17 protein-coding genes are annotated in these 22,561 nt (G+C 71.8%); 7 read left to right on the top strand and 10 right to left on the bottom strand.

Translation table 11 applies throughout. From position 1 onward, the window contains the following. Positions 1–155 precede the first annotated feature (155 nt). The 3 genes from EBO15_RS29410 to EBO15_RS29400 all read right to left on the bottom strand — a co-directional run bounded on the left by EBO15_RS29410 (position 156) and on the right by EBO15_RS29400 (position 3,666). Positions 156–1,364 carry an FAD-dependent oxidoreductase gene (locus EBO15_RS29410; protein ID WP_158628384.1) on the bottom strand — a complete coding sequence of 403 codons (1,209 nt, stop codon included), beginning with the start codon at positions 1,362–1,364 and terminating at the stop codon, positions 156–158. A gap of 161 nt (positions 1,365–1,525) precedes the next feature. After that, positions 1,526–1,924, bottom strand: a complete 399-nt coding sequence (locus EBO15_RS29405) for a spore-associated protein A (protein WP_199744881.1) — start codon at positions 1,922–1,924, stop codon at positions 1,526–1,528. Between the two features lie 263 nt (positions 1,925–2,187). Further along, a complete protein-coding gene (locus tag EBO15_RS29400) occupies positions 2,188–3,666 on the bottom strand; it encodes a carotenoid oxygenase family protein (protein ID WP_122197714.1) in 1,479 nt (492 codons plus the stop codon). A gap of 53 nt (positions 3,667–3,719) precedes the next feature. Between EBO15_RS29400 and EBO15_RS29395 the strand changes: the two genes are divergently transcribed. From EBO15_RS29395 to EBO15_RS29380, 4 genes are all read left to right on the top strand, one after another. Beyond that, the gene (locus EBO15_RS29395; RefSeq protein ID WP_122197713.1) at positions 3,720–4,433 is read left to right on the top strand and encodes a TetR-like C-terminal domain-containing protein; all 714 of its coding nucleotides are present in this window, start codon (positions 3,720–3,722) and stop codon (positions 4,431–4,433) included. 256 nt (positions 4,434–4,689) lie between these two features. Next, positions 4,690–7,344 (top strand): PQQ-dependent sugar dehydrogenase, encoded by a 2,655-nt coding sequence (locus EBO15_RS29390; protein ID WP_158628383.1) that lies wholly within the window; start codon positions 4,690–4,692, stop codon positions 7,342–7,344. Between the two features lie 10 nt (positions 7,345–7,354). Next, positions 7,355–8,185: a phosphotransferase family protein gene (locus EBO15_RS29385; RefSeq protein ID WP_158628382.1), complete on the top strand. Its 831-nt coding sequence runs from the start codon at positions 7,355–7,357 to the stop codon at positions 8,183–8,185. Between the two features lie 51 nt (positions 8,186–8,236). Continuing rightward, entirely contained in the window at positions 8,237–8,473 is a 237-nt protein-coding gene (locus EBO15_RS29380) for a TFIIB-type zinc ribbon-containing protein (protein ID WP_122197710.1), read from the top strand. A 134-nt stretch (positions 8,474–8,607) separates the two neighbouring features. Here EBO15_RS29380 and EBO15_RS29375 read toward each other — a convergent pair whose 3' ends face one another. The 3 genes from EBO15_RS29375 to EBO15_RS43770 all read right to left on the bottom strand — a co-directional run bounded on the left by EBO15_RS29375 (position 8,608) and on the right by EBO15_RS43770 (position 14,018). Further along, on the bottom strand, positions 8,608–11,139 hold the full coding sequence (locus EBO15_RS29375) for a polynucleotide kinase-phosphatase (RefSeq protein ID WP_122197709.1): 2,532 nt from the start codon (positions 11,137–11,139) through the stop codon (positions 8,608–8,610). Continuing rightward, positions 11,139–12,647, bottom strand: a complete 1,509-nt coding sequence (locus EBO15_RS29370; RefSeq protein ID WP_122197708.1) for a 3' terminal RNA ribose 2'-O-methyltransferase Hen1 — start codon at positions 12,645–12,647, stop codon at positions 11,139–11,141. The genes EBO15_RS29375 and EBO15_RS29370 overlap by 1 nt, the downstream gene beginning before the upstream one ends. An 87-nt stretch (positions 12,648–12,734) precedes the next feature. Continuing rightward, positions 12,735–14,018: a DUF3152 domain-containing protein gene (locus EBO15_RS43770; protein ID WP_147481701.1), complete on the bottom strand. Its 1,284-nt coding sequence runs from the start codon at positions 14,016–14,018 to the stop codon at positions 12,735–12,737. Positions 14,019–14,135: 117 nt separating this feature from the next. Here EBO15_RS43770 and EBO15_RS29355 point away from each other — a divergent pair, with 117 nt between their 5' ends. Both EBO15_RS29355 and EBO15_RS29350 read left to right on the top strand, forming a co-directional pair. Then, positions 14,136–14,984, top strand: a complete 849-nt coding sequence (locus EBO15_RS29355) for a TIGR02452 family protein (protein WP_122197719.1) — start codon at positions 14,136–14,138, stop codon at positions 14,982–14,984. A gap of 444 nt (positions 14,985–15,428) precedes the next feature. After that, positions 15,429–17,168, top strand: a complete 1,740-nt coding sequence (locus EBO15_RS29350; protein ID WP_122197705.1) for an MFS transporter — start codon at positions 15,429–15,431, stop codon at positions 17,166–17,168. Positions 17,169–17,262: 94 nt separating this feature from the next. Here EBO15_RS29350 and EBO15_RS29345 read toward each other — a convergent pair whose 3' ends face one another. From EBO15_RS29345 to EBO15_RS29325, 4 genes are all read right to left on the bottom strand, one after another. After that, the gene (locus tag EBO15_RS29345) at positions 17,263–18,189 is read right to left on the bottom strand and encodes an LLM class F420-dependent oxidoreductase (RefSeq protein ID WP_122197704.1); all 927 of its coding nucleotides are present in this window, start codon (positions 18,187–18,189) and stop codon (positions 17,263–17,265) included. Positions 18,190–18,360: 171 nt separating this feature from the next. After that, positions 18,361–20,871, bottom strand: a complete 2,511-nt coding sequence (locus EBO15_RS29340) for a DUF11 domain-containing protein (RefSeq protein ID WP_147481700.1) — start codon at positions 20,869–20,871, stop codon at positions 18,361–18,363. A gap of 119 nt (positions 20,872–20,990) precedes the next feature. Next, positions 20,991–21,269, bottom strand: coding sequence for a LapA family protein (locus EBO15_RS29330; protein WP_122197701.1), 279 nt, complete (start codon positions 21,267–21,269; stop codon positions 20,991–20,993). A 166-nt stretch (positions 21,270–21,435) separates the two neighbouring features. Beyond that, on the bottom strand, positions 21,436–21,837 hold the full coding sequence (locus EBO15_RS29325) for a helix-turn-helix domain-containing protein (RefSeq protein ID WP_158628381.1): 402 nt from the start codon (positions 21,835–21,837) through the stop codon (positions 21,436–21,438). A gap of 186 nt (positions 21,838–22,023) precedes the next feature. On the opposite strand from EBO15_RS29325, the gene EBO15_RS29320 reads away from it, so the two are divergent. Then, a complete protein-coding gene (locus EBO15_RS29320; protein ID WP_122197699.1) occupies positions 22,024–22,335 on the top strand; it encodes a hypothetical protein in 312 nt (103 codons plus the stop codon). The last annotated feature ends 226 nt before the right edge of the window (positions 22,336–22,561 follow it).

Below are 22,561 nucleotides of genomic sequence, written 5' to 3'. Positions count from 1 at the left end.
AATCGAGCCTTTCTGACGCCATCAGGACATGCGGGCACGACGAATCGGATCCGCATGATCAGTGATGGTCGCGCACACCGGGCCGGCCACCGCTCAGCGGCGTCCTGCATCCCTCAAGGCGCGAGGAAGTACGTTACCCACTCGTTCCGTGGGCGTCAAGTCGCGGACGCGCGGACGACATGAAGGGCCGCCGGAGGACGGGCGACGGCCAGGGCGCTCAGCTCGTCGTGACGGCGGTGGCTGAGGCTGCGGAGCAGGGCTCCGAGGACGGTACTTCCGGTGTTCGCCGGGGCCAGGGACGTCAGGTTGAGCATGGGGAGGCTGTGGCCGAGGGCGGTCGGTCCGGTGAGGTGGATGGCGTTGGAGGCCAGGGTTCCGGCAAGGACGGCTCGGCGGCGTCGGGTTCGCTCGTAGGTGCGCAGGGCTCGGCTCGGGTCGGTCCGTCCGGTCACTGTCGCCAGCTCGGTCATCAGGACGGCGACGTCCTCCAGGCCCTGGTTCAGGCCGTGGGCCATGACGGGCGGCATGCCGTGTGCGGCGTCCCCGACGAGAGTGCAGGGGCCTCTCCCCCATGCGCGCGCGACGTGGTGGCGAGTGTGGGGGAAGAGTTCCAGGTCGGCGTCCGTCAGGGCGTCGAAGAGGTCCGGGATGGGGGCGGCGAAGCCTTCGTAGTGCCGGCGGAGTTCGGCGAGCGGGTGGGCCGGGACGGTTTCGCCGGGCGTCCAGGGGACGTCGAAGAAGAAGGCGAGCTGGCCGTCGCCCGCGCTCATGTAGCCGCACTCGCGGGTGCGGTCGAGCATCATCGTCGAGCGCGTCCCGAGGGTGAAGGGGGCGGGGACGAGGCCCTGCCAGGTCGCCATGCCGGTCGGGCGCGCGGGGGTGGCGTCGACCAGGTGCGCGCGCACGCGAGAGTGGACGCCGTCGGCGCCGATGAGGAGGTCGGCGGTGTGGCGGGTGCCGTCCGTGGTGGTGGCCGTGACCCCCTGGGGTGTGTGGGAGAGGCCGGCGAAGCTCGCGTTGTATTCGATCGGGATGCCAGACGCGAGCTGGCGCAGGAGGGCTCGGCGCGGGATGACGACGGCGGGTGCGCCGGCCTCGTGGGTGATTCCGGCGAGGTCGCAGTGCAGGACCGTCCTGCCTGTGGGTGTGCGGAGGTCGACCTCGGCGATGGGCTGTCCGGCGGTTTCGGGGTGGACGCCCAGGACGGACAGGACGGCGTTGCCGAACGGCCACACGGTGACGGCGCCGCCGCGCGTGCGGAGGGCGGGGGCCTGCTCCAGGACGGTGACCTCGTGGCCCGCGGCGAGGAGTCCGCGCGCGGTCGCGAGACCGGCGAGCCCGGCCCCGATGACAAGAGCGTGCACCGTTGCACCTCCGACGTTGGGTAGTACTACCTGTTGTAGTACAAGTGCGGGCGCACGAGAAGACCCAAATCGTGAAGGTGCGGGCATGCCCGAAGGCCCCGAGGGGGTGGTTCCGCCTCGGGGCCTTGGGTTTTCCCCTGGATGGTCCGGGGTCAGCGGGATCAGCCGCAGTGCGACCAGTCGCTGTACCAGTACTGGTAGTTCGTGCCGCCTCCCCAGATGACGCACTTGCCGGCGGCGTTGGCGTAGACCGGGCCGGCGTAGGTCGTGTAGTTGTCGCTCTCGTAGATCGGGGCGCTGCCCTGGACGTTCAGGTAGGCGCCGGTGCGCGTGGAGGATCCGACGTCCCGGGTCTTGATGGTGACGACGCAGTTCTTGCCCGAGCTCGAGCTGTACGACAGGTAGACGGTCGAGCCGTTCAGGGATTGGGAATCGACCACGGAGTATCCGGATCCGCAGATGGCGGACGCGGAGGCGGCCGAGGCCGGGGCGGCGGCGAGGGCGCCGAGGCCCGTGGTGGCGGCCGCGGCGGCCAGAGAGAGGACGGCGATGCGCTTCACGATCACTCCATTCCTGACACCGGCCCGCGCCGGCGTCGAAATGATCATGGTCCGCGCCCGTCGACCTGCGGGTGAACCGCAAATGATCTTGCTATGGCGGGCGGCCCGGCGCGGGGTGTCTGACGGACCGTCCGACCTCATGGGGCCGGTGGCTGTCATGCGCCTCCCCCGGCGCGGCGTGCTGCGGCGGGCGGGCCGGGGGCTGCTCGTTCGGGCGGTGGTCGTGGCGTGGGCGGTGGTCTCGTGAGGACGGCGGCCTTCCGTCAGGGGGTGGGCATCCAGTTGCCGTGGAAGCCGCTGGGGACGCGGGACGGGAGGTGGACGGCGCCGGTCTGCTCCAGGGTCGCGGCGTCCAGGAAGACGAGGTCGCTGCGGTCGGTGGCGGTGTCGAGGACGTAGCCCATGAGGACGCCGTCGTCCTCGTCGGAGGCGTCCGAGGACGGGACGAAGGAGAACTCGCTCGCGATCCGGCCCTGGCCGAGGTGGTGGACCTCGGTCTTGCGGTTCAGGAGGTCGTGCTTGAGGACGGCGTCCGGTTCGAAGACGGCGAGGTCGATGCGGTCTCCTTCGCCGAAGTCGGATCCGGCCATGTCGAGGCCCACGCCATAGCCGTAGCGGTAGGGGCGTCCTACGAGGCGTTCGTCGTGGCGGGGGAACTCCTGGGGACGGTCGTCCAGGCGGTCGGTGCCGACGCGGCCCGTGGTCTTGTCGAGGGTCCAGCGGTCGAGGCTGGGGGCGCCTTCGCCGGGGACGGTGGTCGTGGCGAACATGCGCGGGTGGCGGACGACGTCCAGGACGATCGTGTCGCCGTCCTCGTAGGCGTTGAGCGGGTGGAAGACGTAGCACGGGTCGATGTCGAACCAGCGGACGTCGGTGGCGTTGCCTTCGCGCGGGAGCAGGCCGACGCGCGCGGGGTAGTCGGGGTTCCAGGAGTACGGAAGGCCGGGGACGCCTCCGCGGCGTGAGCGGATGGCGGCCGCGACGACCGGTTCGGGCAGGGTGCGGCGGCCGACGACGCGGGACATCAGGGACGTCATGGGGCCGGCGAGGGCGCCCGGCATCCCGGCGGTGGCCAGGCGGAGGTCGAAGGTGACCGGCAGGTCGTACAGGACGACGTGGTTCTCGGTCAGGGAGAAGTCGTGCATCATCGGGCTGCCGCCGACGGGGATGTCCACGACCTTGCGGACGCGTCCGGACGCGCCGAGGACGGTGTAGCGGACCTTGTCGCCCCAGCCGAAGAAGTACGAGACGGCGTGCAGTTCGCCGGTGGCGGGGTCGCGGTGCGGGTGGGCGGTGTAGCCGCCGGGGAGGGTTCCGTCGAAGTCGCACGGGCCGACGGTCTCGAACTCGTCGGTGAGCTCGTAGGGGCGGCAGCCGGCCTCGACCAGCGCGAAGGTTCGTCCGGCGTGGGAGAGGACGTTGGTGTTGACGGCGTAGTCCATGCCCGCGTGCGCGCGTCCGGGGCGGGGCTGCTCTCCCATGCGGCGGGCCAGGTCGGCGTGCCGGACCCAGCGGTTGCGGTACCACTCGGCGCGTCCGTCGCGGAGGCGGACGCCGTGGACCATGCCGTCGCCGGTGAACAGGTGGTAGGTGGACGGGTCGGGGTCGGTGAACGGGTTGGGGCCGATGCGCGCGTAGCGGCCGTCGAGGTGGGCGGGGATCTCACCGGTGGTCTTCAGCTCGGTGACGGTCAGCTCCTCGCGCACGGGCGCGTACTGGCCGTCCAGGATTCCGTTCGTCATCGGGCCTTCCCTCCACTGCCAAATAACGCTGTTATTTGGGATATAACGCTGTTATGAGCGAGACGTCAACGGCATCGGCGAAATCGGCATCGGCGAAGGCCGCGCGGGCGGCGCCGGGGACGGCGCCGGGGACCGGGGCGGGCGCGGCGCCCGTGGTGCGGGCGCGGCTGCTGGAGGCGGCGGCGCGGCTGCTGGCCGAGGAGGGGCCGAAGGCGCTGACGGCCCGCCGGCTGGCGGCCGAGGTCGAGGCGTCCACGATGGTCGTGTACACGCACTTCGGCGGGATGCCGGACCTGGTGCGGGCGGTCGTGGACGAGGGGTTCGAGCGGCTGGCGGCGATGCTGGCGGAGGTCCCGCCGAGCGACGACCCGCTCGCCGACCTGGCGCGGCTGGCCGTCGCGTACCGGGCGAACGCGCTGGCCAACCCGCATCTCTACTCGGTGATGTTCGGGGGCGCCGTCCTCGGCGCGCTCTGCGAGGACGACGAGGAGATCCGGAGCGGGCGGTTCACGGAGGGCGCGGGCACGTTCGGAGTCCTGGTGGAGGCGACCGGACGGGCGATGTCGGCCGGGCGGCTGCCGGGGGTGGGCGACGCCGATCCCGCCGACGTGTCCGCGCAGCTCTGGAGCGCCCTGCACGGGTACGTGATGCTCGAACTGGGCGGGCACTTCACGCCCGCGGACGAGGAGACGGTCTTCCTTCCGCTGCTCAGGACCCTGGCGGTCGGGCTCGGTGCCGCCGTCCCCGGGATGGACGCCGGCGGCTGATCCGCGGGCGGGTGGCCGGGAGCGTCGCGCGGGGGCGAGGGGGCCGTTGACGGTTTTGCCCCTCTGGCCACGTTCGGTCCCGCTCTCCCCATGAATGCCGAATTCGTCCATCGTTCCCTGCAACAGCTGCGGATCATGCGGTTCCGCGCCGGGGAACGGGAGGGATGCGGCCGTGGGCGGACGGGCTGGGTCCGGGTGGGTGCGGCGTTCGGCTGCGTCGGCCGGGCGGCGGGCGGGGGTGCCGACACGGCGTCCGGTGGCGTTGCTGGTGGCGGTGGTGCTGGGGGCGGCGCTGCTGACCGGGGCGTCGTTGCCGGGGGCGGGGACGGCGCGGGCGGCGCTGCCGAGCGGGTTCCGGCAGCAGACCGTCCTGTCGGGACTGACGAACCCGACGGCTGTGCGGTTCGCGCCGGACGGGCGGGTGTTCGTGGCGGAGAAGAGCGGCATCGTGAAGATGTTCCAGTCGCTCACCGACCCGAACCCGGTCGTGTACGCGGACCTGCGGCAACAGGTGTTCAACGGGTGGGACCGCGGGCTGCTCGGGCTGGCGCTGCACCCGGACTTCCCCACGGATCCGCGCGTGTACGTGCTGTACACGTACAACGGCGAGTTGGGCGGGGGAAATCCGAGGTGGCCGTCCGCGAACGGTAGCGACGACCAGTGTCCGGACCCTCCGGGGGCGAACAAGGACGGATGTGTGGTCTCCGGCCGGATCTCGGTGCTGACACCTCCGGTCCAGTCGGCGGGGGCGCTCGCTCCGCGCGCGGCCACAGGACCGGTGACCGAGACGGTGCTGCTTGAGGACTGGTGCCAGCAGTTCCCGAGCCACTCGGTCGGGACGCTCCAGTTCGGGTCGGACGGCATGCTCTACGCGGGCGCGGGGGATGGCGCGTCCTACACGTACGCCGACTATGGGCAGACCAAGAACCCGTGTGGTGACCCGCCTGGGAAACCGGGCGAGAACCTGACGGCGCCCACGGCGGAAGGCGGTTCCCTGCGCGCGCAGGACCTGAACACACCGAACGACCCGACGACCTTGGACGGGTCCATCATCCGCATCGATCCGGACACGGGGAAGCCTGCGCCCGGGAATCCGGCGGCGGCCGGGGACGAGAACGCACGGCGGATCGTCGCGCACGGGTTCCGTAACCCGTTCCGGTTCACGATCCGCCCGGGGACGAACGAGGTGTGGGCGGGTGACGTCGGGCTGAGCACGTGGGAGGAGATCGACCGGTTCACTGCCACGGCCACGAAGGCCGCGAACTTCGGCTGGCCCTGCTATGAGGGGACGGGCCACAACGCCGGTTACGAGGCCATCGGGCTCACCGCATGCCAGAAGCTCTATGCGGGTGGTGCGTCCGCCGTGGTCGCGCCGTACTACATGTACAAGCACTCCGAGAAGGTCGTGCCCAACGAGGCATGTGGGACGGGCAGTTCCGCCATCAGCGGGACGGCGTTCTACACAGGGAGCGTGTACCCGCAGCGGTACAAGGGGGCGTTGTTCTTCGCCGACTACGCGCGCAAGTGCGTGTGGGCCATGCGGGCGGGCGCGAACGGGCTTCCGGACCCCAAGAGCATTGAGACGTTCGACGCGTCCCCTGGCACGATCGTCGATCTCGAGGCGGGGCCGGACGGTGACCTCTTCGGTGTGGACCTGCTCGGCGGACGCGTCGTCCGGTGGGTGTACGAGGGCGGCGACAACCCGCCGGTCGCCGCGATCAAGTCGGACGTGGTGAGCGGGAAGCTGCCGCTGACGGTGCGGTTCGACGCGTCGGCCTCGTCCGACGTGGACGGTGACCTGCCGCTCACCTACGACTGGGATCTCGACGGGGACGGGACGTTCGGCGACTCGCACGATGCGAAACCGTCGTTCGTCTACACGAAGGCGGGCACGTACAACGTCGGGTTGAGGGTGACCGACGCGCGCGGGGCGTCCGACACGGCGACGCTGCGGATCACGGCCGGGTCGACGCCGCCGGTCGCGAAGATCACCACGCCCGCGTCCGGGCTGACCTGGCAGGTCGGCGACCGGATCCGGTTCGCCGGGACGGCCACCGACGCGGAGGACGGGACGCTCGGCGGGAAGGCCCTGACCTGGCAGATCATCATGCATCACTGCCCGAGCACCTGCCATGTGCACGAGATCACCGCGCAGGGCGGGACGTCCGGGTCGTTCGTCGCGCCCGACCACGAGTATCCGTCGTGGATCGAGTTGCGGCTGACGGCGACCGACGCGTCGGGGCTGTCCGATACGCGGAGCGTGGAGCTGCATCCGAAGACGGCGAAGCTGACCCTGGCGAGCAGCCCCGCGGGCATTCCGCTGACGCAGGGGCAGCGGACCGGGAACGCGCCGCTCACCGGGACGGTCATCAAGGGTTCCGTGGTGTCGGTCGCGGCGCCGACGAAGACGCAGATCGTCGGAGGGCACGCGTACGAGTTCGCGGGCTGGTCCGACAAGGGCGGGTCCGCGCACAACGTCACGGTCGGGAAGGACATGAAGCTGACCGCGACGTACCGGCTGAAGGCCAACCTGGCGTTGAGGCGTCCGGCGACGGCGTCCAGTGTCGAGAAGTCCTGGTACCCGGCGCGGAGCGCGGTGGACGGCGACCGCAGGACGCGGTGGTCGAGCAAGCGGTCCGACCCGCAGTGGCTCCGCGTGGACCTGGGATCGGTGCGGCAGGTCGGGTCCGTGATCCTGCGGTGGGAGACGGCGTACGCCACGGCGTTCCAGATCCAGGTGTCCAAGGACGGGCGCACCTGGACGACCGTCCACGCGCGCACGAACGGGAACGGCGGCGCGGACTACGTGACCTTCACGCCCGTGCAGGCGCGGTACGTCCGGATGCTCGGGACGAAGCGGGCGACCGCGTACGGGTACTCACTGTGGGAGATGGAGGTCTTCAACAGGTGATACTTGCCTGGTGTCCGCGCAAGTCATCTATGACCGGAATGGTGTGCTCGTGGTCCGGGCCGGGGACGTGGTCGCCAAGGCGCACCGTCCCGGACGGGCCCTCGGGCCCGAGTTCGCCCGCCGCGTCGAGATCGCCGCGTCCCTGCCCGAGCTGTTCAACACGCCCCTGGGGCCGCCGCTCTCCGTGGAGGGGCGGACGGTCACGCTCGAGCGTTACGGAACGCCGGTCGATCCGCACGATCCGCCATGGGAGGACGCGGGGCGTCTTTTGGCGGCCCTGCATGCCGTCCCGGTGCCTGCGGATACGCCCTCGTTCGGACGTCCCGCGCGTGTGGCCCGTGCCGTCTCCCGGCTCGAGGACGGCGAGGCCGCGGACGCGGTGCGTCGGGCGTTCGCGAGCCTGCCCGCGTGGGTGCGCGGGGATGCGCCCGTTCCTGATGTGACGGACGAGCGTCTGCTGCACGGCGACTTTCACCTGGGCCAGCTCGTACGCGCAGGGGAAGGTGACGGCGCTTGGCGGTTCATCGATGTCGAGGACGTCGGACGCGGTGACCCGGTGTGGGATCTCGCACGTCTGGCCGCCTTGTACGCCACGGGGATCCTGGCCCCGGACGCCTGGGGGCGCTTCCTGCACGCGTACCGGGACGCGGGCGGCGTGGCCGTTCCCCCTGATGAGGGCTCGGAGTGGACGGTGCTGGACATGCCGTCCCGCGCGCTCGTGGTGCAGATCGCCGCGACGTCCCTGCGCCTGGTGGCCGAGCAGGGGCGCGATCTGGCTCCGGAGGAAACCGGGCTGGTGGGCGCGTGCGTCAGAATCGCAGAGCTGTCCGCTCTGCCCTAGATTTACCTGTTGATTGTGTTAGACGGCTGGACCGGAAGGACGACATAGGCGATGCACTGCCCCAAGTGTCACGGCTTCATGCACACGTACAACCGCAATGGCATCCAGATCGAGCAGTGCGCCAACTGCCGCGGCGTCTTTCTGGACTACGGCGAGCTGGAGGCCCTCACCCGCATGGAGGCCGGCTACCACGCCGCGCCGCCGCCGCACTGGGGGGGCCACCACGACTACCACCACGGGCACCATGGCCACCACGGCGGTCTGTTCCACGCGCTCTTCACGAGCTGATCGCCCGCTCGACCCGCACGGCACCTCACCCGCGCCGACACGAAACGGCCCGCACCGGAAGGCGCGGGCCGTTCCCGTTCACCCGGCCGCCGCGCCCGTCCCCGGCCGGGGACGGGCGCGGCTGAGCGCGCTTCTCAGAGCCTGGGGTCCACCGGCTCGGACTCGAGGGCCAGGACGGCGAACACGGCCTGGTGGACGCGCCACAGCGGCTCCCCGGCGGTCAGCCGGTCGAGGGCCGCGAGGCCGAGCGCGTGCTCGCGCATCGCGAGCGAACGCTTGCGTCCCAGGAATCGGGCGCGGAGCCGGTCCAGGTGGCCGGTGTAGTCGGGGCCGTAGATGATGCGCAGGTACTCGCGCCCGCGGACCTTCAGGCCCGGCTGCACCTTGCGGTCCGCCGGGAGCGGGCCGAGCGGCTTCACGACCATGCCCTCGCCGCCGTCCGCCGTGAGCCCCTCCCACCAGGACGTCGCGTCCGCCTCGGACGCGGGGTCGGCGAGGTCCACGACCCGCGTCGCGGTGGCCCGGACGAGACCGGACCCGTCGGCCGCGGCGAGACGGTCGGCCATGGCCATGTGCCACGCGTGGTCGCGGGTCGTCGCGAGCGTCTCCCCTTCGGCGGCCAGGACCTGGAACGGCGCGATCCGCAGGTCGCCGATACCGTCCACGTCCCAGCAGTAGCGCGCGAACGCGTCGCGGAAGCGGGCGGCGTTGACGGCGCGGTGCTCGGTGCGTTCGCGCAGGTCCGCGATGTCCAGTCCGCGCGCGTGCGCCTGGGCGAGGACCGCGGACGCGGCCGGGAGCGCGGCCCGCGCGGCGGCGGCGGTCGAGGCGTACTGCGTGCGGATCAGCTCCATCGCCTTCGCCGACCAGGGCAGCAGCTCACAGTCAAGGACGAGCCAGCCGGTGTTCAGTTCGTCCCAGAGGCCGGCGTTGCCGATCGCGTCGCGCAGGCGCGCGAGAACGGCGTCGGTGCGCGCCGCGTCCTTGAAGAACGACCGTCCGGTGCGGGTGTAGATCGCGCCGGTCGTGCCGTCGTCCATGCGGAACCGCTTCTCGGCGGTCTCCTCGTCGCGCGCGACCACGGCGATCGCGCGGGAGCCCATGTGCTTCTCCTCGCAGATCGCCTTGGTCAGCCCGAGGTCGCGGTACGCGGCGAACGCCTCCGCGGGGTGCTCGAGGTGGCCGGGCAGGGACGACGCGTCCGCGGGGGCCATCGTCGGCGGCAGGTACACGAGCCAGCGCGGGTCGACCGCGAACCGGCTCATCACCTCCAGCGCGGCCAGGGCGTTCTCCTCACGGACGGACACGCGGCCCATCAGCGTGGTCTCGACGCCGTGCGCGTCCATCACGTCCTCGATCTTCAGCAGATCGTGGTCGCGGGACTCGTCCTTCAGTGGACGCGCGGGCTCGTACCAGACCTCGTGCGCGGGCGTCTGGACGAGCTCCTTCTCCGGGTAGCGCAGCGCGGTCAGCTTGCCGCCGAACACGGCGCCGGTGTCCAGGCAGATGGTGTTGTTGAGCCACTCGGCGCTCGGGACGGGCGTGTGGCCGTAGACGACCATCGCCTTGCCCCGGTAGTCGCGCGCCCACGGGTAGCGGACGGGCAGCCCGTACTCGTCGGTCTCCCCGGTGGTGTCGCCGTAGAGCGCGAACGAGCGGACGCGTCCGGACGCACGCCCGTGGTACTCCTCCTTGAGACCAGCGTGCGCGACGACGAGCTTCCCGCCGTCCAGGACGTAGTGGCTGATCAGGCCGTCCATGAACGTGCGCGCGCGTTCGCGGAACTCGTCCGGTTCGCGCGCGAGCTGCTCCAGGGACTCGGCCAGGCCGTGCGCGACCTTGACCTTGCGGCCGTTGAGCGCGCGCACGAGCTTCTGCTCGTGGTTCCCCGACACGCACAGGGCCGTCCCGGCCTCGACCATGCCCATGACCAGGCGCAGCACTCCCGGCGTGTCCGGGCCGCGGTCGACGAGGTCGCCGACGAAGACGGCCGTGCGGCCCTCGGGGTGGCGGGCGCCGACGGGGCGCCCGTGGTCGTCGCGGTCGACGGCGTAGCCGAGGCCGGCGAGCAGGTCCTCCAGCTCCGCGCGGCAGCCGTGGACGTCGCCGACGAGGTCGAACGGGCCGGTCAGCTCGCGCTTGTCGTTCCACGCCTTCTCACGGACGACCGTGGCCGCGTCGATCTCCTCGACGCCGTTCAGGACGTACGAGCGCTTGAACTCGCGCGACTGGAGCGAGCGCAGGCCGCGCCGCAGTTCGCGCCGCTGCCGCGGGATCACGTGGTCCGGCAGGTCGCGTTCGGGGCGCTCCGCGTTGCGCGCGGCGGCGACGCCCTCCGGGACGTCCAGGACGATCGCCACCGACAGCACGTCGCATTCCTTGGCGATCTGGAGGAGCTGCTGACGCGGCCCCACCTGCACGTTCGTGGCGTCCACGACGGTCAGCAGGCCGCGCCGCAGCCGCGTCCGGACGATGTGGTGCAGCAGCGCGAACGCGTCGCCGGTGGCCGACTGGTCGTTCTCGTCGTCCGACACCATCGCGCGGCACCGGTCGGACGAGACGACCTGCGTGGGCGCGAAGTGGCGGCGGGCGAAGTGCGACTTGCCCGATCCGGACACGCCGACGAGCACGACCAGCCCCATCTCGGGCAGGCGGATCTCGGTCATCAGGCACTCTCCTTTCGGACTTCCTGCGCCTTGTCGGTTTCGCGGGTGAAGACAGCCATCTGGGTCGGTGCGCCCACCTCGGGGTCGTCGTCACCGACCGGGACGTACCGGACGCCGTAGCCGTTTCCGGCCGCCACCCGGGCGGCCCACGCCGCGAACTCGGCGCGGGTCCACTCGAAGCGGTGGTCGGGGTGCCGCATCGCGCCGTCCGCGAGGCCCTCGTAGCGGACGTTGTACTCGGCGTTCGGGGTCGTGACCACGACCGACGCCGGACGCGCCGCGCCGAACACGACGCCCTCGAGGGCGGCCAGCCGCGGCGGGTCGATGTGCTCGACGACCTCCATCAGGACGGCCGCGTCGTACCCCTCGAACCGGCGGTCGGCATAGGTCAGCGCGGACTGGAACACCCGCACGCGCGCGGGACGGCGCGGGTCGGACGGGTCGTCCGGCAGGCCGCGGCGGCGCACCATCTCGATCGCCCGGTACGACACGTCCACGCCGGTGACCTGCTCGAACGTCCGGTCGCGCTTGAGTCGCGCGAGCAGCTTGCCGGTGCCGCATCCGAGGTCGAGCACCGTGCGCGCGTCCTGTTCGCGCAGCGCGGCGAGGACGGCCTCCGCGCGCTGTTCCGCCAGCGACGCCTTCGGCTCCTGCCCCGGTCCCTTCGGGGTCTCCTCGGCCTGCGTGGCCTGCGTGGCCTGCGCGGCCTGCGCGGCCTCCGTCGTCGGTTCCTCTTCGAGGGACGGCTGGTCGAGGGCGTCCTCGGGGGCGTCGTCGGAGTCGGCGAGGCGGCCCAGGGCCGCGCGCACGAGCGGACGGCGGTTGGCGAGGTAGCGGCGGGTGATGCCGGAACGGTCCGGGTGCGCCGCGAGCCATCCCTCCCCCGCGCGGATGAGCTTGTCGACCTCGTCCGGGGCGATCCAGTAGTGCTTCGACTCGTCCAGTACGGGAAGCAGGACGTACAGCTGGTTGAGGGCGTCGGCGAGCCGGAGTTCACCGGTCAGGGTCAGGCTCACGTAACGCGAGTCGCCCCAGCCTGGGAATCCGGGGTCGAGTGGCACGGGAACGGCCTCGACGTGCCAGCCGAGCGGCGCGAAGTACCGTTCCGCGCGTTCGGGTCCGCCACGGCAGGGGAGCGCGGGCAGCGAGATCTCCAGCGGCAGCGGGACGTCCGGGAGCTCGGGGCGGGCGTCGCAGCGTCCGCGCATCGCGGTACGGAACACGCTCGCCATGGCGGACGCCAGCAGGGACGACGCCGCGTACGGACGGTCGTTCACATACTGGCCGAGAGCGAAATCGGGACTGTTCTTACCGCGCGTGCGCACCAGCTTGACCGGGTCGACCTCCAGCAGCAGCGCGGCGGTGCAGCGCGCCTCGTCCGCCTCGGGATAGAAGACGTGCGCGACGCCGGACGCCTGCTCGAAACCCTGCACCTTGCCGGGATGCTTGTGCAGGAGGAAACCCAGGTCGGTCGCGGGCGCGCGGGTGGTCGTGATCGTGAGTAGCACCGGCCCAGGATGCCCGAGACGTCCGGGGCCGACCACCGGATTTGCGGGTGCCCCGACTGGTCGGCGGCCCGGGTCAGGGCGGCTGGGTCAGGGGCTCTCCGGGCCCGTCACGAACTTGCCCCGGCGGTCGAAGGGCCAGGCGTTCGGACGGCATCCGCCGAGCCCGCCGAGCTGCTGCATCATCACCGGCGCGGGCCTGCCCGCCGCCGGGCAGGACGCGCGCTTGTAGCGCAGCATGCGCCCGACCTCGAAGTTCAGCATCTGCGCGCGGTACGAGCCGGTCTGCCCCTGGTAGTAGGTCGTGGTCAGCAGCCAGCGCCTGAGGTTCATCACGACCTCCTTGTCGGAGGCGCAGTTGCCGCGTCCGGCCGTCATGATCCCGGTCGGCGCGCACAGCTTGTCGGTGGTCTCCGGGGACGCGAGCCGGACGACGAAGTCGGCCTGCTGCCCCGTGCCGACGCGCCGGAACCCGTACTTGCCGCCGGCCGTCCAGCCGCGCGGGTCGGTGAGGATCCGGTCGACGAGGTGCGTGAACGCCGTGGTGCTCTGCCGCGTTCCCCCCTCGATCTCGACCGCGTAGCGGCGCACCTTGCCGTGCCCGGTGGTCAGGGTCTCGCCCGCAGCGCGCGTGAACTTGCCGGTTCCGTGCTCGGGGATGAACGGCCGGTGCGCCATCGGAACGGTGGGCGGATCGGGCGGGACGTCGGCCGGGTGCGCGCCCATCGTCGGGACGACCTGCGGTTCGAGCTGGGGTTTGGGCGGTTTGCCGCCGGACACCATGGTCGCGCCGACCATCGCGGTGATGCCGGTCCCCGCGATGAGGACGAGCGCGCCGATGCCGAGCACGTAGGTGATCGTGCGGCCGCGGTCGGCGCCGGCGAAGTCACGGTCCAGGTCGGTGGAGAGGCGCTCGTCCAGGACGGGGCTGCCGACGCGTCCGGTCGGGTCGAACAGTCCGCCCGGTGCGAAGGCGTCCGAGGACGGCTCGTCCCCGAAGAAGCCTTCGCCGGGCGGGTCCTCGTGCGCGTGGGCGGGAACGGGAGCGGCGGCCGGGGCAGGAGCGGGAGCGTGCTGCTGCTGCGGGGGCGGAGCCGAGTGGTACTGCGGTTGTTGTTGGTGCGGCGGCTGCTGCTGCTGTGGATGCTGAGGCTGCTGCTGTTGCGGATGCTGCTGTTGCGGTGGGGGCCCCGGCCGCTGAGGCTGGGGTGGGCCCGACTGCCGCGGATGCTGCGGGGCCTGCGGATGCTGCGGCTGGTGCTGCTGCTCGTCGTGCCGCGGACCATACGGCGACTGCTCGTAGGGCTGCTGGCCGTACGGGTTCTGCTGCGGGTACGGATCGCGCCGTCCCCGGCGGGGGCGAGGGGGCTCCATGACGGAGCAAGCATGCCAGATACCCGACCGGATTCGATCCTTTTGGCCTGATCGGCGGGTCGCCGGAAGACGATAATGGCTGGCAGGCCATGGTGCATGTCCGAAATCATCCATCCGATGAGCAGAGAACCGAGGCGGGCACAGGCCCGCCAGACCCTCGAGATCCTCGAACGCGGGGGCTACCGCGCGCCGTCCGGGCACGAGGTCGACCTGAGCGGCGCGTTGCGCGCGTCCGTGGACGGGACCGTCCTGCACCGCCCCGAGGAACTGGCCGCGATGCTGTCCCTCCTGCCGCCGGTCGCCGACGACGCACCGCGCACGCGCGTCGAGGTGACGACCGAGACGACACTGCAGGCGGCCCGCCGCCTGGGCGAAGGCGACGGCACGGAGGATCCGCTGGCGTTGAACTTCGCGTCCGCGAAGAACCCCGGCGGCGGGTTCCTCAACGGCGCGCACGCGCAGGAGGAAGGGCTCGCGCGCGCGTCCGGCCTGTACGCGTCACAGCGGGCGGCGCGGGAGTACTACGAGGTCCACCGTGAGCTACGCGATCCGCTGTACACGGACCACATGATCTACTCCCCGGGCGTGCCGGTGTTCCGGACCGACACCGGGGCGCTGCTGGACGAGCCGTACAGCGTCGCGTTCATCACCTCGCCCGCGCCCAACCGCGGCGCGACGCGCGACGACGACAAGCTCGCGGCCCTGCCCGGAGTGCTGCGGCAGCGCGCACTGAAGGTGCTCGCGGCGGCCGCCGCCCACGGCCACCGGCGGATCGTGCTCGGCGCGTGGGGCTGCGGCGTGTTCCGCAACGACCCGTCCGAGGTCGCCGAGGCGTTCGCGGCCGCGCTCCGTCCGGACGGCGGGCCGTTCGCGCGCCGCTTCGAGACGGTCGTCCTCGCCGTGTACGACACCGCGCCCGGCTCGCCGCGCCTCGCTCCGTTCGTGCGCGCCTTCGAGGGCTTCTAGCGCGGGAGGGGCCGCAAGAGACGCGAGAGGCGAGGGTTCGAGAGGGCGAGGGGGCGAGCGCGCGAGGGTTCGAGAGGGCAAGGGCTTCAAGGGCCGTCGGTGGTTCAGGAGCTGTCGGTTCCTGGGGTTCTGGCAGGTCGGGGGCTTCTTGACGGTTCGGTCGCCATGACGGAGCGCCGTCCGTCCCGCGGGTTCGCGGGCGGCGGCGCTTCGGCGTTTCCGGGGTCGGCGGGGCGGCCTGGTACGGCCGGGCGGGGTCGGCGACGAATTTCGAGATACATCTTGACTTGGCTCGAACGAGATATATCGTCTCTACAAGAGAGAGGTTATCCCGGCCGGGTCCGCCACTCCACGGTACGAACATCGTACTTGACACGAACACTGTTCTCCTGGAGAACGTTGTTTGTAGCCACGAACACTGTTCCTCTTCCTTCGGGAGCCCTGATGATCGACACCACCGGCGCGGCGCCCCCGGCGACCGAGCCCGCGTTGTTCCGCTGGCGCTGGGCGGCGCTCGCGGTGATCCTGCTCGGCGAGATCATGGACATGCTGGACTCGCTGGTCACCACCATCGCCGCACCCACCATCCGCGCCGACCTGGGCGGCTCGGCCGCCACCATCCAATGGCTCGCCGCCGGGTACACCCTGGCCATGGCGATCGGCCTGCTCACCGGCGGACGCCTCGGCGACCTCTACGGACGCAAGCGGATGTTCCTCATCGGCGCGGCCGGGTTCACGATCGGCTCGCTGCTGTGCGGGACCGCCGTCTCCCCCGGCATGCTCATCGGCGCGCGGCTGCTCCAGGGACTCGCGGGCGCCATGATGATCCCGCAGGGCCTCGGCATGATGCGCCGGATGTTCCCGCCCAAGGAGCTGACCAAGGCGTTCGGCGCGTTCGGGCCGGTCATGGGCCTGTCCTCGGTCGCCGGGCCGGTGCTCGCCGGGTGGCTGATCGACGCCGACTTCTTCGGCACCGGCTGGCGGATGATCTTCCTGATCAACCTGCCCCTCGGTCTCGGCGCCGTCGTCCTCGGCGCGGTCTTCCTGCCGCCCGGACGGGAGGACGGCCACGGATCCCGCCTCGACCTGGTCGGCGCGCTGCTCGCCGCGCTCGGCGCCGCCCTGATCGTCTACCCGCTCGTCCAGGGCCGTGAGCTGGACTGGCCCGCCTGGATGTTCGTGCTGATGGCCGCGTCCGGCGTGGTGTTCCTGCTGTTCGCCCGGCACGAGCTGCGGCGGCAGCGCCGCGGCGCCGACCCCCTGATCACACCGTCGGTGTTCGCCAAGCGCGGCTTCTCCGGCGGACTCGTCGTCGGGGTCGTCTTCTTCGCCGGAATGACCGGGTTCGCCCTGACGTACTCGCTCTACCTGCAGCTCGGTCTGGGGTTCTCGCCGCTGAAGGCGGGCCTGTCGCAGATCCCGTGGTCGGCCGGGACGGTGCTCGGGTTCCCGGTCGCGATGGCGATGCAGAAGCGCGGCCGGATGGCGCTCCAGCTCGGGGCGCTGGTCATGGCGTCCGGGGTGGCCGGGCTGGTGCTCACCCTCCAGGTCGCCGGGACCGGCGTCGGCCCCTGGCAGCTCGCGCCCTCGCTGGTCGTCGTCGGATTCGGCATGGGCCTGCTGATGGCGCCGTTCTTCGAGATCGTGCTCGCGTCGGTCGAACCGCACGAGACCGGCTCGGCGGGCGGGACGCTGTCGGCGGTGCAGCAGCTCGGCTCGGCGCTCGGCGCGGCCGTCCTCGGCACCGTGTTCTTCGGGCTGCTCGGCGGGCACGTCGCGACCTCGTCCGACCAGGACGCGCCGGCGTTGCGGGCGAGCCTCGCCGCCGTCGGGGTCGCGCCGTCCGGCCAGGAGCGGATCACCGCCGGGCTGCGCGCCTGCGGGCACGACCGCTCCACCGCGAAGGACCAGGCGAAGAATCCGGAGACGTGCGTCCGGCTGGAGTCCGACGTCCGGGCGGAGGCCGCCGCGCACCCGCGGTCGGCCGGGCGGATCGCCGCGATCGTCCGGTCGTCCGCGCTGCACTCGGCGAAGACCGGCTTCGGCGCGGCCATGAAGATCACGCTGTGGATCGTGGTCGGGCTACTCGGGCTGACCTTCCTGATCGCCTTCCTGCTCCCGCCGCGCGCCCGTCCCGAGGACGAGGCCGAACCGGCCGAGGAGACCGCGCCGGCGACCGCCTGACCCTTCGGGCACTCCCCCGGTGTTCCGCACGCGCGGCGTCCGCCGTGCGCGCGGAACACCGGGGGTTTGGTCGTGCTGACCGCCCGGCAGGCGGTCAGAGCTTGTTCAGGACCTCGAAGGCGATCAGCTCAAGGTGGTTGATGTCGGACAGGTCGAGAATCTGAAGGTAGAGGCACTCCGCACCGACATCGCCGAACTTCCCGATCTTCTCGAGAATCTCGGCGGGCGTCCCGCACAGGCCGTTCTCGCGCAGCTCGTCCACCTCGCGGCCGATCGCGGCGGCGCGGCGCCCGATCTCCGCCTCGTCCCGGCCGCAGCACACGACCTGGGCGGCCGAGTAGACCATCGGACGCGTCCGGCCACGCTCCTCGACGGCCTTGCGGACCCGGCCGAACGCGGCGGCGGTGTCGTCCACCTGGGCGAACGGCACGTTGTACTCGTCGGCGTGCTCCGCGGCGATGCGTGGCGTCCGCTTGGCCCCGAAACCGCCGATCAGGATCGGCGGGCCCTCCGGGCGCGCGGGCTTCGGCAGCGCGGGCGAGTCCTTGAGGGTGTAGTGCCGTCCCTCGAAGTCGAAGGTCTCGCCGTCCGGCGTCCGCCAGAGGCCGGTGAGGATCTGGAGCTGCTCCTCGAGCCGCTCGAACCGCTCGCCGAGGCTCGGGAACGGGATGCCGTACGCGGCGTGCTCCTCCTCGAACCAGCCGGTGCCGATGCCGAGGTCGACACGTCCGCCGCTCATCTGGTCCACCTGGGCGACCGAGATCGCCAGCGGCCCCGGGTACCGGAACGTCGCGGCGGTCATCAGCGTGCCGAGCCGGATCCGGCTCGTCTCCCGGGCCAGCGCCCCGAGCGTGATCCACGCGTCGGTCGGCCCGGGCAGGCCCGACACGTCCCCCATTTTCACGTAGTGGTCGGAACGGAAGAAGGCGTCGAACCCGAGGTCCTCCGCGGCCTTGGCCACGGCCAGCAATGTGTCGTAACTCGCCCCCTGCTGGGGCTCAGTGAAGATCCGAAGACGCATACCCACCATCCTCATACGTCTCGACCTCGTGCGCACGCGCGGGGGTGACCCTGCGCGCACACACCTATCCGAATCCGTATGTCACCGGGGAGCGCGAGGCCCGGACGGTGGGGCCGTCCGGGCCTCGGGTCCTGTGGATGCCGGTTCGGGTTCGGGCGTGTCGCGTCTCGGCTACTCGCTCGAACGGACGACGCGACGGCGGCGTCCGGCGTACATGAGGATCAGGCCGCCACCGAGAAGGACGAGCGACGCGTCCACGATGAGACCGCTCTCATCACCGGTGCGCGGCAGAAGGTGCAGGCCGCGCAGCGAACGAGGCACCTGCCAGTGGCCGTGGTGACCGACCGCCGGACGCAGGGTGAGCCGCCCGTGGCCGCCTTGGGCACCCTGGGGGTGCTGGACGCCCTGGAGGTGCTGGACCAGCTGGGCGTGCTCAGGACGGCCTCCTCCTGGACGTTCCTGCCCGGAGAGCTGGTGGCCCTGCTGGCCCTGCTGGCCTTGATGACCCTGCTGGCCCTGATGGCTCTGTTGGCTCTGTGCGGAGGGCTTTCCGCTCTGCTGCCCTTGCTGCGGGTGCGCGTTCGCTTGGGCCGGGAGCTTGACGACCTGCTGGGCGTGGGCGGTGCCTTGCCGGCCCTGTGTGCCTTGCGCGGTCATGCCTTGGCCCTGGCGTCCCGTCCCCGGAGCGCCCTGAGACTGCTGCCCGGTTGTGGGAGCACCATGAACCGGCACCACGGAGGCCGCCTGGCTCGACGAGGTTGCTCCATGGGTCTGCCTACCCGTCGAGGGAACGCCATGGGCCTGCTGGCCCGTCGAGGGAACGCCATGGGCCTGCTGGCCCGTCGAGGGAACGCCATGGGCCTGCTGGCCCGTCGCGGGAACGCCATGGGCCTGGCCGCCGGGCGCGGAGACGGTCTCGCCGTGTCGTCCTCCCGCAGGAACCCCGTGAGTCTGCTGACCCGACGCGTGGGCCGCGTGCGCCGGGCGTCCCTGGCCGGACGCCCCCTGACTGGACGCCCCTTGGCCGGAACGTCCTGTCGTCGGAGCGCCGAGGAGCGGAAGGATCGACCCGGGCGTCCCCTTCGCCTGCTGGCCGGACGCCGGCGCCGCGTGGGTCTGCTGTCCCGACGAGGAGGCGACGTGGACGGGGCGTCCCGCCGCCGAAGCCTTGTGCGCCGAACCTCGCGCTCCGGTCGTCGCCTCACGCAGGACCTGGGTCTTGACGGTCGCGCTGTTGTTGCCGAGGTTCAGCTCCGGCGTGGTCGTGGTGACGCGGACCGGCGCCTGCAGCCACTGCCCGGACTTGAGACCGCTCGGCTTGACCGAGGTCCGGATCTCCTTCTTCGCGCCGGACGCGAGCGTCCCGAGGTTGCACACGTACTCACGGGCAGCGCCCGGACCCCCCGAACCGCTCGTGCCCCCCGAGCTGCTCACGGGTCGAGAATTGCCCGCGGATCCGGTAGCGCCCACAGAGCCGGTGTTGCCCGCAGATCCGGTACCGCTTGTGGATGCGACGGTGCAGGTCGAGCCCTTCAGGGTGGCTCCGGCGGGAAGTTGCCCGGTGACCACGACATTCTGCGCGGACGCGGGTCCGGCGTTGCTCACCGTCGTCACGTACGGGATCGCCTGCCCGGGCCGCGTCGTCGCCGGTCCCTTCATGGCGACCGACGTGTCCGCGGTCTCGGCGACGCTCGTGACGGGGAACTGCTTGGACGCCGTCGCCGACCCCCACGACACGGTCGCCGTGCTCGCCACGCGCTCATGCGGCTTGGCCTTCACGGAGACCTTCGCGTTGAGGACGCCCGCGATCGTCTGCCCCGGCTTCAGCCGGCCGAGCGCACAGACCTCGCTGCCCCCGCCGACCCCGCTCCCGGACGATCCGGACACGCCGTTCGCGCCCGTACCGGACGCACCGCCGGAGGCTGAGGCGTACGAGCAGGTCTCGGAGCCGGGGACGTACTCCAGCGAGTTCGGCAGTGGCGCCTTCAAGGTCGCGGGCGCGGCCTGGGTCGAGCCGTTGTTGGTCACCGCGAACGGCCAGTTGTACGTGCGGCCGGGGACGAGCTGCGCGGTCGGGCCGGACGTCTGGATCACCAGTTTGGCGACCCTCTCCTGCTTGCCCGACTTGCCCGCACCCCCAGCCTTGCCGGACTTGGCGGACCCCGCACCCTTGCCGGACGTGCCGGGCTTGCCGCCCCCTGCATGATTGGCGGACGTCCCGGGCTTGGAAGATCCCGAGGACTTGGCGGACATATCGGACTTATCCGACTTCCCGGGCTTTCCCGCCCCCGCGCCCGCGCCCGCAGGCTTGGCCGACCCTGCGGACTTGCCGGACGTCCCCGCCACCTTGGCCGACCCTCCGGGTTTACCGGACGTCCCTGCACCGCCGCCAGGTCCAGGTCCAGGTCCACCGGACGATCGCGTCCCGCCCCGCGTCACGGACCCGCCGGAATGTCCGGGCCCCGGGCCGGGCCTGCCGCCCCGGTTCTCGTTCGAGTGCGCTTCCGGGTGGTGGTGCCGCGCCTTGTGGTGGCCGTGGTGCCTGCGCGCGCCCACGTTCACCGGTCCGTCGGCCTCCGCGGCCACCTGGTAGACGAGCACAGGGACGACGCCGAGCAGCGGGACCGCCGACAGCGCGGCGAGGCCGCGGGCGCCGATCCGCCCGGTTCCCTTCTGGATCATTCTTGCTCCCCCGTGACCTGGGCGGACGGCTACTTGATCAGCTCCGTTGTAACCCGGCCGGAAGGGAAGTCCTAGCGTTGTGTCCGCGTGTCGTTACATCAGGTGACGCCAAGGATCGGTCAACGCGCCGGGGATCCGTCCGGGCGTCCGTCGCCGTCGGACGGCGGAGTCGCGGGGGCAGCGTCGGGCCGTCCACCTGGGCTTTCGCCGGACGTCGCGGCGAGGCGGGCGGCCGCCGCCAGGACGCGGGTCTGGAGTTCGACCTCGAGGGCGATGCGGCGCTGCCCGGCGCGGATCTCGCGTCCCTGCCGGACGGCCGTCAGCGCGAGCACCAGTGAGAGGGCGCCGAGCAACCCGGCGCCGGTCGCGATCGCGAGGGCGAGCATCGCTTCGACCACTCCTCATCCGACGGGAGCGGGACCCCGGGGCGTGCCGGGATCGGCGACGCCCACCGGCCGTGCTGACCCGGTCCGGCTCCCTTAGTGTGCCTCCGAGTCAAGCCCGCAACAACCGGTCAGTACGAGAAAGTCTTGAATGCCGGATTCGGCCATGGAGCCTGGTGGGTCAGCGTCCGTCGGGCTCGCCGTAGAGGGCGCGGAGGAAGGCCAGCGCCATCCGGCGCTTGTCGCCGGCGCCGGCACGGAGGTCGGCGAAGTAGGCGTCCAGTTCGGCGAGTTCGCGGACGGCCTCGTCGCCGCGCCCCTCGCGCCGTTCGGCCTCGTCGGGCTCGCCGCCGTCCCCGACCAGGACGAGGTCACCGGACCGCCACCGCAGCGCCGCCTCGATCGCGCCGCGGGTGCGCGCCTGTGGCCAGCGTCCGCCGGCCTCGAGGTTGTAGACGGTCTTGACCGTGACGCCCGCGCTCTCGGCGAGTTGCTCCTGCGTGAGCCCGAGCGCTCCCCGCCGGGCCACCACGTACTTGGCGACCCGCTCCCGGTCGGGACCGTTTCCCATGCCCTCCAGCATGGCGGAAACAGTAAGGAACATCCAGCAATCAGAAGCGGAAAATTTCCCACCACAGAGTTTCCGGTTATTACCAGACATACCCTTGTCACCTTGCCGGAACATTCCTATGGTGAAAACCACGGGTCCGCGGGACGGACCTCCCCGGTCACCGGTGCGGCACCCGAGAACGACGAGAGGCTGAAGCCGTTGACCGAGGAAGGACCGCTCACCGTCGAACTGGCCCTGGCGGAACTGCGCCGTGGCACCGACGTCCGGATCACCGGGCTGGAGGGCAGGCTCGCACTGCTCCTCCAGCGCGACGATCTGCACGACCGTCGTGCCGACGACCTGTCCCGCCAGCTCCAGGACCTGGACGACCGGCTCAACGCGGCCGAACGCGAACAGGTCACCCGTGGCTCACTCGACACCCGCTTCCGTCACACCGTCGCCCTGCTGTCGCTGATCACCGCGGCGGCGGCCGTCCTGGCCACCGTCGTCACGGCCTTCCTGGCCCGCTGACCGACCACCCTCCCCCCGACCCCTCCGGTCGGCGCGGGTCCCCCGGGCCCCGCGGCCCGGTGCACCCCACCCCCGCGCCGACCGGAGGCACCACCTCCCCCGACCATCTCCCCACGAGGGGCCGGAGGGGCGACCTCCTTCACCGCCCCTCCGCCCCCTCCCCCGCAACGCATCCCCGCTCCGGGCGTCTCGCCGATATGGCCCGCCGACTCAGCTGCAAGGACGC

Origin of the sequence: Actinomadura harenae (assembly GCF_003696215.1) — a bacterium.
GTDB classification, from domain to species: Bacteria; Actinomycetota; Actinomycetes; order Streptosporangiales; family Streptosporangiaceae; genus Spirillospora; species Spirillospora harenae.
This window is presented reverse-complemented; position numbering and strand designations above follow the sequence as displayed.